At 62.3% G+C, this 16,002-nt stretch carries 14 protein-coding genes; 10 read left to right on the top strand and 4 right to left on the bottom strand.

Annotated features, from left to right (window positions below):
• Window positions 1-6: 6 nt before the first annotated feature.
• From B097_RS0100645 to B097_RS0100625, 5 genes are all read left to right on the top strand, one after another.
• Window positions 7-288 carry a YggT family protein gene (locus tag B097_RS0100645; protein ID WP_018580601.1) on the top strand — a complete coding sequence of 94 codons (282 nt, stop codon included), beginning with the start codon at window positions 7-9 and terminating at the stop codon, window positions 286-288.
• A gap of 207 nt (window positions 289-495) precedes the next feature.
• Window positions 496-1,530, top strand: a complete 1,035-nt coding sequence (locus B097_RS0100640) for a DivIVA domain-containing protein (protein WP_018580600.1) — start codon at window positions 496-498, stop codon at window positions 1,528-1,530.
• 302 nt (window positions 1,531-1,832) lie between these two features.
• The gene (ileS, locus tag B097_RS0100635; RefSeq protein WP_018580599.1) at window positions 1,833-5,021 is read left to right on the top strand and encodes an isoleucine--tRNA ligase; all 3,189 of its coding nucleotides are present in this window, start codon (window positions 1,833-1,835) and stop codon (window positions 5,019-5,021) included.
• Between the two features lies 1 nt (window position 5,022).
• Window positions 5,023-5,853, top strand: coding sequence for an EamA family transporter (locus B097_RS0100630; protein WP_018580598.1), 831 nt, complete (start codon window positions 5,023-5,025; stop codon window positions 5,851-5,853).
• Between the two features lie 17 nt (window positions 5,854-5,870).
• Window positions 5,871-7,262, top strand: coding sequence for a DNA polymerase IV (locus B097_RS0100625; protein ID WP_018580597.1), 1,392 nt, complete (start codon window positions 5,871-5,873; stop codon window positions 7,260-7,262).
• Window positions 7,263-7,294: 32 nt separating this feature from the next.
• On the opposite strand, the gene B097_RS0100620 is transcribed toward B097_RS0100625, so the two are convergent.
• Entirely contained in the window at window positions 7,295-8,206 is a 912-nt protein-coding gene (locus B097_RS0100620; RefSeq protein WP_018580596.1) for an asparaginase, read from the bottom strand.
• A 121-nt stretch (window positions 8,207-8,327) separates the two neighbouring features.
• Between B097_RS0100620 and B097_RS0100615 the strand changes: the two genes are divergently transcribed.
• The gene (locus B097_RS0100615; protein WP_018580595.1) at window positions 8,328-8,987 is read left to right on the top strand and encodes a WKL family lipoprotein; all 660 of its coding nucleotides are present in this window, start codon (window positions 8,328-8,330) and stop codon (window positions 8,985-8,987) included.
• On the opposite strand, the gene B097_RS0100610 is transcribed toward B097_RS0100615, so the two are convergent.
• Together B097_RS0100610 and B097_RS0100605 are read right to left on the bottom strand one after the other, a co-directional pair.
• Window positions 8,988-10,682, bottom strand: a complete 1,695-nt coding sequence (locus tag B097_RS0100610; protein ID WP_018580594.1) for an ABC-F family ATP-binding cassette domain-containing protein — start codon at window positions 10,680-10,682, stop codon at window positions 8,988-8,990.
• Between the two features lie 59 nt (window positions 10,683-10,741).
• Entirely contained in the window at window positions 10,742-11,680 is a 939-nt protein-coding gene (locus B097_RS0100605) for a DUF6263 family protein (RefSeq protein ID WP_244911200.1), read from the bottom strand.
• A 55-nt stretch (window positions 11,681-11,735) separates the two neighbouring features.
• Here B097_RS0100605 and lspA point away from each other — a divergent pair, with 55 nt between their 5' ends.
• The 3 genes from lspA to B097_RS0100590 are packed head-to-tail and all read left to right on the top strand — an operon-like array spanning window position 11,736 to window position 13,776.
• Window positions 11,736-12,287, top strand: a complete 552-nt coding sequence (gene lspA / locus B097_RS0100600) for a signal peptidase II (protein ID WP_081617972.1) — start codon at window positions 11,736-11,738, stop codon at window positions 12,285-12,287.
• Window positions 12,288-12,331: 44 nt separating this feature from the next.
• On the top strand, window positions 12,332-13,210 hold the full coding sequence (locus B097_RS0100595; RefSeq protein ID WP_018580591.1) for an RluA family pseudouridine synthase: 879 nt from the start codon (window positions 12,332-12,334) through the stop codon (window positions 13,208-13,210).
• Entirely contained in the window at window positions 13,207-13,776 is a 570-nt protein-coding gene (locus B097_RS0100590) for a hypothetical protein (RefSeq protein WP_018580590.1), read from the top strand. The genes B097_RS0100595 and B097_RS0100590 overlap by 4 nt, the downstream gene beginning before the upstream one ends.
• Here B097_RS0100590 and rarD read toward each other — a convergent pair.
• On the bottom strand, window positions 13,763-14,632 hold the full coding sequence (gene rarD / locus B097_RS0100585) for an EamA family transporter RarD (RefSeq protein ID WP_018580589.1): 870 nt from the start codon (window positions 14,630-14,632) through the stop codon (window positions 13,763-13,765). The two genes, B097_RS0100590 and rarD, sit on opposite strands and share 14 nt — an antisense overlap.
• Before the next feature lie 47 nt (window positions 14,633-14,679).
• Here rarD and B097_RS0100580 point away from each other — a divergent pair, with 47 nt between their 5' ends.
• Complete coding sequence (locus B097_RS0100580) at window positions 14,680-15,993, top strand: 8-oxoguanine DNA glycosylase OGG fold protein (RefSeq protein WP_018580588.1); 1,314 nt, start codon at window positions 14,680-14,682, stop codon at window positions 15,991-15,993.
• Window positions 15,994-16,002: the final 9 nt, after the last annotated feature.

Below are 16,002 nucleotides of genomic sequence, written 5' to 3'. Positions count from 1 at the left end.
GTGAGCATGCTCGGAGCCATTCTGTACGCATTAGTGCGTCTATATACGTTGATCGTGATTGTGCGACTGATCATTGAGATGATCCAGTCCTTCTCGCGACAGTTCGATCCGCCTCGGTGGTTCATGGTGGTCGCGGAATTCTTCTTCGTGGTCACCGATCCGCCGATCAAGGCCTTGAGGCGCATCATTCCGCCAATCCGCATGGGCGGGGTAGCCCTCGATGTCAGCGTGATTGTGCTTTTCCTCATCCTGATGATCCTCAGTGTGATTATTATCGCTATCTTTTAATCCACCTAAGGCGGGGGTAATTCGGTGGAAAATCGGGCATAAACGGTGAGAAATATAGCCCTCCGGTAAAGATTGAGGGTGGTAGTTACGCCATGAAGGACTAGTCTTGACTAGAGTAGTAAACCGTAACGAAGATAAATTAACTACAATGCAATAAAATGCCCACACTTTCGGTGGGTGCTTAGATTTGACTCGAAGGGAACGCTAATGCCGCTGACACCAGCAGACGTGCACAATGTCGCTTTCAGCAAGCCACCAATTGGCAAGCGCGGTTACAACGAGGACGAGGTCGACCAGTTCTTGGACTTGGTCGAAGAGGCCTTGGCTCAACTGCAGGATGAAAACGACGACCTGCGTGCCCGCGTTGAGGAACTGGACGGCCAGGTGAAGTCCGGCGGTGCCGCCGCGGCTGCTCCTGCAGCGCAGGCCGGTTCCACGGCGAATGACAACAAGGTCGACGAAGAGGCTCTACGAGAGCAGATCGAAGGCGACCTCCGCGCGGAGTACGAGGCCAAGCTGAAGAAGGCACAGGATGCCCAGAACAAGGCTGAAGCTGATGCCAAGAAGGCCCGCGTCGCCGCGGATCAGGCCCGCCAGGACGCTGAGGCTGCAAACAAGCGCGCATCCGAACAGTCTTCTGAGCCAGAAAAGAAGGAACAGCCTGTTGCTGCTGCATCAGTGGCAAACGACGAGGCTCCGGCAACTGCCGACACCCACCTGCAGGCCGCAAAGGTCTTGGGCATGGCTCAGGAGATGGCAGAACGCCTGACCGCTGAGGCGCAGGAAGAGTCCAAGTCCATGCTGGACGAGGCACGCCAGGCAGCAGACACCCAGCTGAAGGACGCGGAAGAGCGTTCCAAGAAGCAGCTGGCTGATGCTGATAAGCAGGCAAAGACCCGCACCCAGGAAGCAGAGACCAAGGCAAATACCCTCATCTCTGACGCTGAGAAGAAGGCAGAGCAGACCACCAACGATGCCAACTCCCGTGCTGAGGCACAGATCCGCCAGGCGGAGGAGAAGGCTGTTCAGCTGCAAGCAGACGCAGAGAAGAAGCACACTGAGATCATGGCGACAGTCAAGAGCCAGCAGACTGCACTGGAAAACCGGATCTCCGAGCTGCGCACCTTCGAGCGCGAGTACCGCACTCGCCTGAAGACCTTGTTGCAGTCCCAGCTGGAGGAGCTGGAGAGCCGCGGATCCTCGGCGCCTAACGGTGACGCAGGCCAGGCAGACAACAACTAAACCAACGTAGGACCGCCCGGGAACCCGAAAGGGAGTCCGGGCGGTTTCGTCGTGTATAGTAAACCTCTGTCGAGGCACCGCACTAGCAGTGCCGAAGCGCGCAATGATCCGCCATCAACGGGGAGCGCTTCCGGAAGAACAGCCACTGTGGCCCAGTAGAACCGGACGGGATGAGAAGGCGCCGCAACCTTCTTCACCACAAAAGAAGTGGGGCAACCTTGGTTGCCCAAGCAGGGTGGTACCGCGTGACACCTGTCGCGTCCCTGCAAACAGGAATGTTGTGCGTGAAGAAAGGACGATTGATGAATACTCCCGTCGGTGGCGTGTACCCCAAGGTCGATATGACCGGGGGAAGCAACAAGTTCCCAGAAATGGAAGAAAAGGTACTCCAGTATTGGGACGAGGACAGCACCTTCCAAGCCTCCTTGGAGAACCGCAAGGACAACGAGGAATTCGTCTTCTACGACGGCCCTCCTTTCGCTAACGGTTTGCCACACTATGGACACCTGCTAACGGGCTACGTCAAAGACATCGTCCCGCGTTACCGCACGATGAAGGGCTACCACGTCCCACGCGTCTTCGGTTGGGATACCCACGGCCTGCCAGCAGAGCTCGAGGCAGAAAAGCAGCTGGGAATCAAGGACAAGGGCGAGATCGAAGACATGGGTCTGGCCAAGTTCAACGAATACTGCGCCAAGTCCGTTCTTGAGTACACCGACGAGTGGAAAGAATACGTGACCCGCCAGGCCCGCTGGGTCGACTTCGACAACGGCTACAAGACGATGGACCTGACCTACATGGAGTCCGTCATCTGGGCTTTCAAGGAACTCTACGACAAGGGCCTGATCTACCAGGGCTTCCGTGTCCTGCCGTACTCGTGGGCCGAGCACACCCCGCTGTCCAATCAAGAGACACGTCTCGACGATTCCTACCGCGAACGCCAAGACCCCACCCTGACGGTGACCATGCCGTTCACAGGTGCTGAAGAAGGCACCGCCGGCGCGGACACCTGGGCGAAGCACGAAGAACTGCACGACGCGGCAGCCCTTGCGTGGACGACCACCCCGTGGACCCTGCCATCCAACCTGGCACTAGCGGTGCACCCAGAGGTGGAGTACTCCCTGGTGGAGGTTGCAGACGATGGGGCAGAAGACTTCGTCGGCAAGCGATTCCTCCTGGCAACCGCACTGGTTGGTGCCTATGCCAAGGAATTCGGCACCGACGCGCAGACCGTAGCCACCTTCCAGGGCTCCGAGCTGGAGGGCCTGCAGTACACCCCAATCTTCGACCACTTCGCGGATCAGCCCAACGCATTCAAGGTGATCCTGGCGGACTATGTCACCACCGAAGACGGTACTGGTGTGGTCCACCAGGCGCCCGCGTTCGGTGAGGACGATATGCTGACCTGCCAGAAGTACGGGATTGACCTGGTGATCCCGGTGGACATGGACGGCCAGTTCACCTCCCAGGTGCCGGAATATGAGGGCCAGCTGGTCTTCGATGCGAACAAGAACATCATCCGCGACCTCAAGGACAAGGGGCGTGTGCTGCGCCACCAGACCATCGTGCACTCCTACCCGCACTCCTGGCGCTCCGGGGAGCCACTGATCTACATGGCGCTGCCATCCTGGTTCGTGAAGGTCACCGAGTTCCGCGACCGCATGGTGGAGCTCAACCACGAGCAGATCGAGTGGATCCCGGAGCACGTGCGCGACGGTCAGTTTGGCAAGTGGCTGGAAAATGCGCGCGACTGGAATATCTCGCGTACCCGCTACTGGGGCAGCCCGATCCCGGTGTGGCAGTCAGACAACCCGGAGTACCCGCGTACCGACGTGTACGGCTCCCTCGACGAGCTGGAGCGCGACTTCGGTGTGCGCCCGGAATCGCTGCACCGCCCATATATCGACGAGCTGACCCGCCCGAACCCGGACGACCCAACCGGCAAGTCCACCATGCGTCGCGTGCCCGACGTGCTGGACGTGTGGTTCGATTCCGGTTCCATGCCTTTTGCGCAGTTCCACTACCCGTTTGAGAACAAGGAGTGGTTTGAAAAGCACCACCCGGCGGACTTCATCGTGGAGTACATCGGCCAGTCCCGCGGCTGGTTCTACCTGCTGCACGTGCTGTCCACCGCACTGTTTGATCGCCCAGCGTTCAAGCAGGTCGTCGCCCACGGCATCGTGCTTGGCGACGATGGCCAGAAGATGAGTAAGTCCAAGGGCAACTACCCGAACGTCAATGAGGTCTTCGACCGTGATGGTTCCGATGCGATGCGCTGGTTCCTCATGTCCTCACCGATCCTGCGCGGCGGCAACCTGATCGTCACCGAGCAAGGCATCCGCGAAGGCGTGCGCCAGGCACTCCTGCCGATCTGGAACGCATACACCTTCCTGCAGCTCTACAGCTCGCAGGAGGCGGAGTTCTCCACGGATTCTGGGCACATCCTGGACCGCTACATCCTAGCGAAGCTGCATGACCTCGTCGTTGAAGTGGATCATGCACTGGAGACCACCGACATCTCTGGGGCGTGCGATAAGGTGCGCCTATTCGCCGACGCGCTGACCAACTGGTACGTGCGCCGCTCCCGCGACCGGTTTTGGGCCGGCCAGGAGGAACACCCGGAGGCATTCAACACCTTGTACACCGTGTTGCACGTTCTCACCCGCGTGGCGGCACCGCTGCTGCCATATGTCACCGAGGTGATCTACCGCGGACTCACCGGTGAGCGTTCCGTGCACCTGACCGACTACCCGGATGCGCAGGTCATCCCGGCGGATGCGGATCTGGTTGCTGTGATGGATGCGACCCGCGCGGTGTGCTCGTCGGCAAGCTCCGTGCGCAAGGCCAACAAGCTGCGCAACCGCCTGCCACTGCCGAAGCTGACAGTGGCGCTGCCGGAGGCAGATACGCTGGCGGACTACACCGGCATTATCCGCGACGAGGTTAACGTCAAGGATGTCGAGCTGACCAACGATGTTGATGCGGTCGGATCTTTCGATGTGGTGGTCAACGCGAAGGTGGCCGGGCCGTCGCTGGGCAAGGATGTCCAGCGCGCGATCAAGAACGTGAAGGCCGGCAACTACACCCGCGACGGCGAGAACGTGATCGTTGACGGTGACATCACCCTTACCCCGGAGATGTACACCGAGCGCCTCGTGGCGGAGAATCCCGAGTCCACCGCCGCGATCGACGGCACTGAGGGGCTTGTCGTCCTGGACATGACCGTGTCCGAGGAACTTGAGGCGGAAGGCTGGGCCGCCGACGTCATCCGTGGCCTGCAGGACGCACGCAAGGCATCCGGTTTTGAGGTCTCAGATCGCATTACGACGACGCTGTCGGTACCTGCGGAGAAGGAGGAGTGGGCCAACCGCCATGCGGATCACATCGCTGCGGAGACCCTGTCCACCTCCTTTACCGTGACCACCGATGCAGTGGCTGACGGCCATGACATCGTGGACGGTGTCACCGCGACGGTGCAGAAGAACGCCTAAAATGCGTGAGCGTCTGACAGCCCCAGCGCTGATGGTTGTCTCAGGTACCTCGATGTACCTGGGTGCGGCCATCGCGGTGGGGCTCTTCGACATTTTTCCGCCCACGGTGGTGGCGTGGATGCGCATGAGTGCTGCGGCCTTGATCGTCCTGGTGATCAACCGCCCGCAGATTCGGGACTTCGTGGGCCCGGTCGGCCGAGCGGCGGCGATCTACGGCGTGGTGACCATGGCGATGAACATGACGTTCTATGAGGCCATCGCGCGCATCCCGCTGGGCACTGCCGTTGCCATCGAGTTCTTAGGCCCGATCGCGGTGGCAGCAATCGGCTCGCGCAGCCTGCGCGACTGGGTGGCGCTGCTGCTCGCAGGTTCCGGTGTGCTGGTGATCTCTGGTGCGACGTGGGCAACCGATGCCGCCGGCATCATCCTGGCCCTGGCCGCCGGGTTGCTGTGGGCTGGCTATATCGTGGCGGGTTCCCGCATTGCCGGCGATGCCGCGACTTCGCGTGCTTCGACCGCCATCGGCTTTAGCTGGGCGGCGGTGATCGGCCTGCCGCTTGTTGTTTGGCTGTGGCCTGCGGAGGTCGCACAGGACCCCGGGGTCACTTTTGGTTTGGCCATGGGGCTTGGCTTGTTGTCGGCCGCGGTGCCTTATTCGATCGATCAGATCGTTCTGCGCAAGGTCGGTCGCGCGTATTTCGCAGTGCTGCAGGCGATTTTGCCGGTGGTCGCGGCGGTCATTGGCGCGGTAGCGTTGGCCCAGTGGCTCAGCCTCGCGGAGCTGATCGGCATGGCGTTGATCGTGGTCGCGGTTGCTTTAAGACGACCTTAGCTGGGTACCGTAGAGGTATGCGCCGCTGGGTTTTACACATCGACATGGACGCGTTCTATGCGTCCTGCGAACAGTTGACCCGCCCCACCCTCAAAGGTCGCCCAGTTCTGGTCGCCGGGGTGTCGGGCAGGGGAGTCGTCGCCGGTGCCAGTTATGAAGCCCGCAAATACGGTGCCCGTTCCGCCATGCCCACCCACCGCGCAGCCCGGCTTGTCGGCCCGCGCGTGGTCCTCGTCGCGCCCCGCCGCGCCGTCTACTCCACGGCCTCGCGCCGGGTGTTCGAGGTTTTGGGCAGGCACGTGGATGTGGTCGAACAGCTCAGTATCGACGAGGCCTTCATGGAGCCACCCGAGCTTATCGACGCCACCGTCGGCGAAGTCCGCGAATGGGCCGAAAAGGTCCGCGCGGACATCAAAGACGAGACCGGTCTGCCAGCCTCCATCGGTGCCGGCTCCGGGAAGCAATACGCCAAGATCGCCTCTGAACTGGCAAAACCCGATGGGATCTACGTCCTAGACCCGGACCACGAATTAGAGACCTTGCACGCCTTGCCCGCCAAAGAGCTGTGGGGTGTTGGCCCTGTCACCCAGGGCAAACTATCCACGATGGGGATAGAGACCATCGGCGACTTGGCCGCGCTGAGCGAAAAGGAAGTAGAGATCGCCCTTGGCGGGGCAGTAGGTCGCCAATTGTGGACCCTGGCACGCGGCCACGACGACCGGCCCGTCGCACCACGCGCCGAAGCCAAGCAGATCTCCGCCGAGCACACCTATCCGCACGACCTGACCACTCCACCCGAAGTTGATGCGGCGATGACTCGTGCAGCCCAGGACGCACATCGGCGCCTGTTAAAAGATGGCCGCGGCGCCCGCACCGTCAGCGTGAAGCTGCGCATGGCGGACTTTCGCATTGAGTCCCGCTCCGCCACGCTGCCCTATGCCACCGACGACGCCGAAACCCTCCTGGCCACCGCCTTCCGTTTGGTGCGCTACCCCGACGAAGTCGGGCCCATCAGGTTGGTCGGGGTGAGCTACTCCGGGCTGGAAGACGGGCTGCAGCACGTGCTCTTCCCCGAGCTGGACCAGCAGATCATCCGCCCGCAGCCCGTTGACACGGACTACGAAACAGGAGTTAGCGACCACGCGGGTCAAGCAGGCGCGGATTCCATCGAAGTGGACATCACTCCCGCCGACCAGCCTGGCCACTGGCGCGCCACCCAGGACGTGTACCACCCCGAGTACGGCCACGGTTGGGTGCAAGGCTCCGGCCTCGGCTGGGTGACCATCCGCTTTGAAACCCGCGCGACCGGCCCGGGACGGATCAAAACATTGCGTGTCGACGACCCCGACTTGAAGCACGCCGACCCCGTGGACTCGCTGGCCTGGGAGGACTGGGAACCCGCGGAATAAACCGTCGGCAGAATTCTGCAGCTGCAGAAAAATCAGCCCAGAAGGGTAGCCGGATCCACGCCCGCAGCTAGTGCCACGGTCAATGCCATGCGCGCCTGACCAGCGCGAAGCCACCCGGCCGACATAGCACCGCGGGTGCCAAGCGTGTTTCCGCCACCGGCACCGCCATAGGAGAACTGCACGGCACCACGCGGCACCTGTGTCGTGATCACCACAGCAATGCCAGACTCCAGCGCGCGCACCAGGGCCGCCCCCATGCTGTCCGAAACATTCCCAGAGCCGAGCGCTTCGACGACGATGCCGTCTGGGCGCGTATCGACGATCGCATCAATTACTTCTCCACTCGCGCCGGGCCACGCGGCGGCAACAACCACGTCTATGCCCTCCAAGGAGCAGAGCCCGACGGGGGAGGGGCGGCGCAGCGGCTTTTCAGATGTCAGTGCAAAAGCATCACGATTAGAGGTGTGCTGTTTGAATAATCCCCGGGCGGGTAAAGCAACATCGTTGAAGAAGACGTGCACGCCAACCCCAGGAGGAGATACCACACAGTCGATCGCGCCGCGCAGATTGGCTGGCCCGTCAGCGTCGGGATGGTCAGCGGGTTCTTGGGCGCCGGTGAGAACGATGGGGCGATCGTCGTCAAGCATCAAGTCGAGCGCGATGGCGGTATCGGCCATGGAATCGGTGCCATGGGTGATCACAACGCCGCGGCAGTGCTCGTCGGAAAGTGCGCGCTGCGCCTCGTCGGCAAGCGTGTCGATGTCGCTTAAGCCCATCGCAGACGAATCCAGCGAAGCGTTGTCGATGACGCGCGTTGGAACCTGGGTGCCGCACGCACGGATGAGGGCCGCGCCGGAGAGTGTCGGGACGCGGGCGCCTTCCGCATTTACGGTGGAGGCGATGGTGCCACCAGTGGCGATGACGGCAACATGAGGATCGGGCATAGAAATAGCTTGCCACAGTGCGTCGCTCTTTGGCATGGAAGTTACGAAACGGTAACGTGGGAAGGCGTATTGACGCGTGCGGAGTCCCATTCCCGTAGCCCGAAACGCACAAGGAGAAATTGTGAAACTCAACAAGATCACTGCAATCATCGCCACCTTTGGCGTGGCCGTGACAATGGCAGCGTGCTCGAACGACGAAGCCGCCAACGACGGGTCGACGAACTCGGAGACCACCGCGGCCTCGGATGCCAACGAAGACACCGCAGCTCAGGAAAGCCCAGCTCCGGAACTGCCGACGGCGGCCGACCTCAACGAGGTCCTAGCACGGGCCACCGACCCGAACCTGCCGATGGAAGAGCGCGTGAACACCGTCCAGAGCGGTGAGACCGCGCCCGAGCTCTTCGACACGATGACGATTTCCAAGGAAGAATCCGGCGCTGACTTCCAGGTCGTCGACCCGGTTCTGCCTGGCTACTCCGCAAACTCGGTGCTGGCCACGGTCAATTTCACTCAGCCTGATCAGCCAACCCAGCTGGCAGAAAACGTTGAGTTCGTCTACGAAGATGGCACATGGAAGCTCTCCCAGTCCTGGGCGTGCACCCTGATCACCAACACGGTGGCCCCGGAACAGGTCCCAGCAATGTGCCAGGCCGGCGAACCGGCAGCCCCCGAGGAGGCACCGGCACCGGCACCAGCAGAGGCGCCAGCGCCTGAGGCCCCGGCGGACGCACCGGCTCCTGCGCCTGAGGCTCCGGCTCCTGCCGAAGCACCTGCGCAGTAGCTACGCTTTATCGCGCCACACCTCATCGGACCACAAGGTCTCCAACGTGAGGATCGTGGCGCGATCTTCTTTTTTCTCGATCCGCTGGCGCCAACGACGACGAATCCACCGATCGTGACTGGTCATGATCACGGTGCCTGGGAAACCCAACAGAGCTTGTTCCAATTCCTCCGCCAAGGCCAGGGAGAGGTGGTTGGTGGGCTCGTCGAGAAGCAACAGATCAGGAGGGCAGGCCAAGATGATGCCCAGGGAGACGCGGCGACGCTGCCCTAAAGAGAGGTCCGCGATAGGTTTGGTCACCTGCTCTTCGGTCATCAGCCCCATTTCCACCAGGGACGGTGTGCCGGCGGGCACGCGGGCCTCGAAAGCCTGCTGGGCGGTGATGGAAAGGTCTTGCCAATCGTCGTCCTGTTCCAGGCGGGATACGGTCACTTCCTCGGGGATGCGCAGCTCGCCCTCGTAGTCGGTGAGATGGCCGTCGAGGATCTTCAACAAGGTGGACTTGCCGGAACCGTTCGGGCCTTCCACCAGCAGCTGGTCACCAGGCTGGACCTTGATGGTCAGCGGAGCCAGCCGGTCCTCCACAGCCAGGTCCTTGGCAGCAACCGCCGGCTCGCCCAGGCTTGCCGCCGTGTGTTCTGGAATGCCGTGGAAGCGCAACGGCTCTGGTGGCTTGGGAAGCTGGTTACGTTCCAGATCCTCCAGCCGGTTCTTCGCACCACGGGTGCGATTGCCCAGCGTTTTCGCGGCACGGTCGGCATAATACTTGGCGGCCATGCGGATCTCGGTCTTGCTGTCGTGGGAGTGGAACACATCCTCTTCGGTTTGCTCGGCGGCCTTCTCCAACCGGGCGCGTTCCTGCTCCTGGGCGTTATAGTCGCTGATCCACCGGTTGCGGCGGGCCTCACGCGCCTTCAGGTAGTCAGAGAAAGAGCCGGTAAACCGGTTGCCCTGGCGGGTCTCCTCACCGAATCCGCCCTCGGGGCCCAGACCTGGGTCTAGATCCACGATGCCATCGCAGGCAGTATCCAAGAAGTAGCGGTCATGGCTGGCCACCAGCACGGGGCCTTGGAAAGCCTCCAGCTCAGCGACTAGGAAGTCCACCGCCTCGTCATCTAAGTGGTTGGTGGGCTCGTCCAGCACCATGCCATCGACTGGGCGTAGCAAGAGCGTGGCCAGCGCAAAACGACGGCGCTGCCCACCGCTCATCTCACCAAGAGGAGTGGCAAGATCCACGTTCGACAGGCCCAACCCGGCCAGCACGGTGCTGACACGCGCATCCAGTTCCCACACGCCAGAAGACTCCGCACGAGCCAGGGCAAGGTCAAACTTCTCGGCCACCGACGTGTCCTCGGGCGTATCCACCATCGCCTGGGAGAGGTCGGTGATGGCCTGTTCGACTGCGCGCAGTTCCGCGACGGCTTCGTCGATAAGCGCCTGCGCGGGCGCGCTAAAAGGCAGCTCCGTCTCCTGCGCGATGAAGCCGGTGACTGGGGGAGTGATGATCTGGCCGACGTCCGGCTCCAAGTCACCGGAAATCAACGATAGGAGTGTCGATTTGCCCGCGCCGTTCTCGCCGATCAGGCCGGTGACGGAGCCGGAGGGGACGGCAAAAGAGATATCCGTGAGTACGCGGTGGCCCCCAGGATAAGAAAATGAGACACCGTCAATATTGAAGTGCAGCGATGCGACCATGGGGGCCTCCTAGCAGAATGAACAATAACTACATCCATTCTACTCTGCACCGCAACTGGCTATGACCAGTTCACCTTCTCGGTGTAGTCCTGCACGATGCGGAAATCCTCGTCGGCACCTGCGTAGACAACGCGCGTCGAAGCCGACGCCGCCCCGTCCACGGGCAGGGCCTCGGTGCGGTCGACGGTGAGGGAGCCCTCCGCGACGGTATCGGAGCTTTCCACCGTCAAGGATTGCCCCGCCAAGTCCGGGGCAGTTTCGGCATCAAAGTTCAAGGTTTCCTGCGCGGGGCGCTGGTCGACGACCACGTCCAACATCACCTGATCGCCCTGAATATCGGTGACCGTATAGGTTGTGGTGCGCAGCATCGTCGACCCACCAGTCACACGTGATTCCACGGTCCAGGAACCACCCACGCCCACGGCATCGCTGGGGAAAATCACTGTGCTGGACAGCACGGACATCAGCGCCGATTCCACCGTGGCACGCGCGTCCTCGGTGGCTTCCTCGGGGGCAAGCAGCTTCACTGTGCTGACACGCCCGTCATCCGTGCCACGCCACACGGACAAGAAGCCGGTGGCAGACGCAAGGTCGGCGGAGACATCGTCGGCAACGCGCAGTTCCACGCGCCGCGACGCGTCGAGCTCACCTTCCCCGGCCGCCGGCGCTTCCAGCGTGCGCACCTCCAGCGGCAGCGTCAGCGCATCAGTTTCCTCGGTGGGCTGGGCGGCGGGATCTACTGCGTCGGACGCGACCACGTTCTGGTCGAATCCGGTTTCGGTGGTCACGGTGCGTGTCGACGATTCCTCCTCACCGCCTACGTCATTGTAGGAAAGCACCTGCGGATCCGTGCCCGCTTCAACAACTTCCACCCGCGCCACGTCCACGGGGAACGCAGGAACCTCGGCGACGGGGTCGGGTTCCCCGCCGCAGGCCGCCAGTGTGGAGGCGAGCGCGACCGGAATAAGGAGGGCTGGTGCTTTATGACGAATACTCACACCAACAAACTACCTCACGGGGCAAACTAGCATTTGGGTACTAAGGTAGTGAACAATGGTGCAAGTGAACAGGACATCTCAAAGGAAGAAGCGGGAGCGCAATTACGTTGGCCTGATGGTGGCGATCATCGTCATAGTGGCCCTGATCGACCAAGCCGTGAAACAGCTCATGCTGAACTGGCTGGAACCCGGCCAAGCCGTCGCCGTGATTGGTGACTGGTTCCGTTTCTACCTCCTGTTTAATCCCGGTGCTGCCTTTTCTATGGGGCAGGACTCAACCTGGCTGTTCACCACGATTCAGCTGGTGTTCGTCGTAGGCGCGTTGATCGCTGCGTTCTTCATTCGCCAGCCGTGGTATGCGGTGGGCATCGCCCTGATCGCTGGTGGCGCGCTGGGTAACTTGTGCGATCGCCTCTTCCGCGAGCCAGGGTTCTGGTTTGGACATGTGGTCGACTACATCTCTGTGGGCAACTTCGCGGTGTTCAACTTGGCGGATGCCTCCATCACCATCGGCGTGGTCGTCTTCGTTATCGCCGTGTTCCTCGACGATTCGGATAAGGCGGAGAAACAGGACGCCCAGGAGGTTAAGGACGGTGAGGCCCAGTGACAGGAGATTTCCGCAGCCTTCCGGTACCCGAGGGATTGGCCGGCATGCGCGTGGACGCAGCCCTGGCCAAGATGTTTGGTATTTCGCGCACGGTCGCCGCTGAACTAGCGACGACAGGGGAGGCGCTTGTCGACGGCCACACAGTCTCCAAATCCGATCGCCTCGTCGAAGGCGCCCGGCTTGAGGTCACCTTGCCCGAACCCCAGGGACCACCCATGCCGAAAGAGGAGCTGGTCCCGGGGCTGGACATCTTGTATTCGGACCGTGATCTCATCGCCGTGAACAAGCCCGTCGGCGTGGCTGCGCACCCAACGGTGGGGTGGGAGGGCCCCACGGTGGTCGGCGGTCTAGCGGCCGCTGGTTTCCGTATTTCTACCTCCGGCCCGCCGGAGCGCAAGGGCATCGTGCAGCGCCTCGATGTGGGCACGTCGGGGGTGATGGTGGTCGCGGCCAGCGAGCCGGGCTACTCCGTGTTGAAGCGCGCGTTCAAGGAACGCCAGGTGAAAAAGACTTATCACGCGATGGTGCAGGGGCTGCCAGATCCGCTCGTCGGAACGATCGACGCACCGATTGGGCGCCACCCTTCCGTCGGCTGGAAGTTCGCCGTGACCTCTGACGGCAAGCAGGCCATCACCCACTACGAAGTCATCGAAGCCTTCCGGGAGTGCAGCCTGGTCGAAGTCTCCCTGGAGGCCGGCCGAACGCACCAGATCCGCGTGCACATGTCCGCGCTGGGCCACCCGTGTTGCGGCGACCCGATGTACGGTTCCGACCCGAACCTGGGCAAGCGACTGGGGCTGACCCGCCAGTGGTTGCACGCGGTGCGCCTCGGGTTCCACCATCCGCGCACGGGCAAGTGGATGGAAGTGGAATCGCCCTACCCGGATGACCTCCAGTCCGCCCTAGATGTGATGCGCGGATGAGCCGCTTCGATAGAGGCCGTGCCGTCGTCGCGGCCATCAGCATCGTGGTGTTAGTGGGCCTCGTCGTCGTGCTTGGTATGCGCTCGGACCCACCGCCACCCATCAACGGCGACAGCCTTGGCATGGAGCAAGGGGAAAGCTTCACGGATTACGCCGCGCGTGCCGACGAGTCTTTGCGCGCGCTTAACGACGAGGACGCGCATCACTTCGCCCTGGTCACTTTCACCGAACCCCTCGAAGCTGAGCCAGCTGGCGAAGTGACCGAGCCGGTCGGCCGCGTCAACGCGATGGTAATCGCTGATGCCCACCCGCGCCCACTTCCAGAGCCCATCGATGGGGAGAACCGCTCCGATGTCTACGCGCGTGAGCTGGATCGCGTGGCCACGGCACTTGCTGATGTACCGATGCCCGAGCCAATAAACACCCTGAACGGGGTTGTGGTGTGGGACTACCCGGCGGCCCTCCGCGCGCTTGACGACGATCCCCACGTCGCTGCCGTCGAGGCACTTCCTGCAGACGCGCAGTGGGGTAGGTTCGGTGTCTCGCCAGTAGTCATGCCCGATTAGCCGCGCGCCGCTGTCTGCCGAAACGCAGAATGTCCCACAGATAAATAGCTACCGCTACCCAAATGATGATGAAACCCACCCACCTGGACGCCGAGAGGTGCTCCTGGGTAACGAAGAGCGCCCACAGCATTTGCATCGTCGGCGTGATGTACTGCAGCATCCCCAGCGTGGTCAGGTTCAGGTGCTTCGCCCCGGCACCGTAGAGCAGCAGCGGGATCGCCGTGACCAGCCCAGAGGTGACCAGCAGCAGCGCATGGACCGGGCCCTCGGACATGGCCGTGCCGCGCCCGGTGGCCTCCAGCCAGATCAAAAAGCCCACGGCCAGGGGCAGCATCGCCAGCGTCTCACCTGCAAGCGAGGCCTGCGCCGACACCTTCACGCGCTTCTTCGCCAGGCCGTACAGGCCGAACGTGACCGTCATCCCCAACGCCATGATCGGCGGCTGCGCCGAAAAGACCAGCAGCCAGATCACACCCAGTGCAGCGATACCCACCGCAAAAACCTGCCACTTGCGCAGGCACTCCTTCAAAAAGATCACACCCAGCAACACAGAAAATAGCGGGTTGATGAAATAACCCAGCGCGGCATCAGCCACGTTGCCAGAATTCACCGCCAGAACATAGATCCCCCAGTTCGCCGTGATCAGTGCGCCGGACAAGGCGATCAACAACCACTGCCGCCCACCCGCCTGACGCAGCTCACCCCAACGGCGCGTCATGGTGAGAACCACCACCATCAGCACCGCCGTCCACACCACGCGGTGAGCCAAAATCTCCACCGGCCCGGCCGGCTTCAGCAGCGGGAAGAAAGCGGGGAACAGGCCCCACGTTAAATAGGCGAACAGTCCATAGATCACAAGGTGGCACAATACCCGGTTTGCCCGCCCCGCTACGATGATTCGTTGTGAATGAGCAGATTCCTACCCTCCCTGTCTGGCTAGCCATCCATATCGGGCGCACCCCCTGGGCTGAGTCCTATCCCATCAACCGCGCCGGGATGAACAAGATGCTGACCTCCGTGGGCCTGGATATCACGCTGGAACACACCACCATCACCGAGGCGGAGATGGTGGAAGCCGCAGGCCACGCAGCCACCGATCCTGCAGCAGCAACCCTACTGATGGTGCAGGTCATCGCAGCCAATTCGGGATCCTCGCTGCGCGGCGCGAAGCAGCGCCTGCGCTCCATCGCCACCCCGGAGGCACAGGAGAAGCTGCGCGAGATTGCCGCGACCGCCAACGAGGACGTCGCCGCCGCCTACACCTTGTTCCGTACCGGCTCGCGCAATAACTTCTCCCACATCGGCCCCGCCATGTTCACCCGCTACCTGGCGGCGGTCACCCCGGAAGCCTTCGTGCTGGACAGCCAGGTGGCCACGAACCTCAACCGCGCGGGCGTGGACATTGACCCCGTCGGTCCGTGGAACACGGCCAGCTACTCCCACTACATCGAGGTGCTCTATACCTGGGCCGGCCAGCACCATGACCCCGCAGATCTTGAGTTGGCACTGCTCAATTGCCCTACCTCTGCCACAGAGATGGAGTTCTCCGGCGATACCGGCCGCATGCTGGCCCACCTGCTCGGGGTGGAGCGGCCCGCACCGACCACGTGGGGGATGCACCGGATGGACAAAAAGTTTGGCCGCCTGCGCACTGGTACCGTCACCGTGGTGTACGGGAAGAAGGGCAGTGGGGTGACGTCTCTGTTACGCACCATCGCTTTGGGGAATTCGGCCCGCGGTTTAAACGTGGACTTCATCACGGAGATGGACTCGGGCGATGCTTGGTCGCTCATGCTCGCCGGCGCCACCGGCATGAGTGTGGAGGAACTGACCGACCGCGACAATGCCAGCCGCAACCGGATGGTCGTCGATAAGGCGCCGCAGCTTCCGGGCACCATCCGTATCCTGGCAGCGCCCGACCCGGAAACCCGCGCGGAAGTGATCATTGATGACCGCACATTTCCCACAGACCGTCGTCGTAAAGCGCCTCCCGTGCCCGAACCCCGCCACGGCATTGCCTACCTGATGTCCTACCCCTTGCTGGACTTGGCCGAAGACGCGGACATCGACGCTTTCCTGCGCCTGGAGCGCCCTGACCTGCACCAAGGCGATCATAAACGCGCGGGCGAGATCGATTGTTATGACACGGTGAACAATCGCGGCATCGTGTTGGCCAACGCCCTGCACTGCGGACGAGTGACGGACAAGGGGCGTTGACAGCTGGGC

Source organism: Corynebacterium pilosum DSM 20521 = CIP 103422, assembly GCF_000373805.1.
Taxonomy (GTDB): Bacteria; Actinomycetota; Actinomycetes; order Mycobacteriales; family Mycobacteriaceae; genus Corynebacterium; species Corynebacterium pilosum.
The sequence above is the reverse complement of the archived record's forward strand: the minus strand, read 5'-3'. Positions and strand labels throughout refer to the sequence as shown.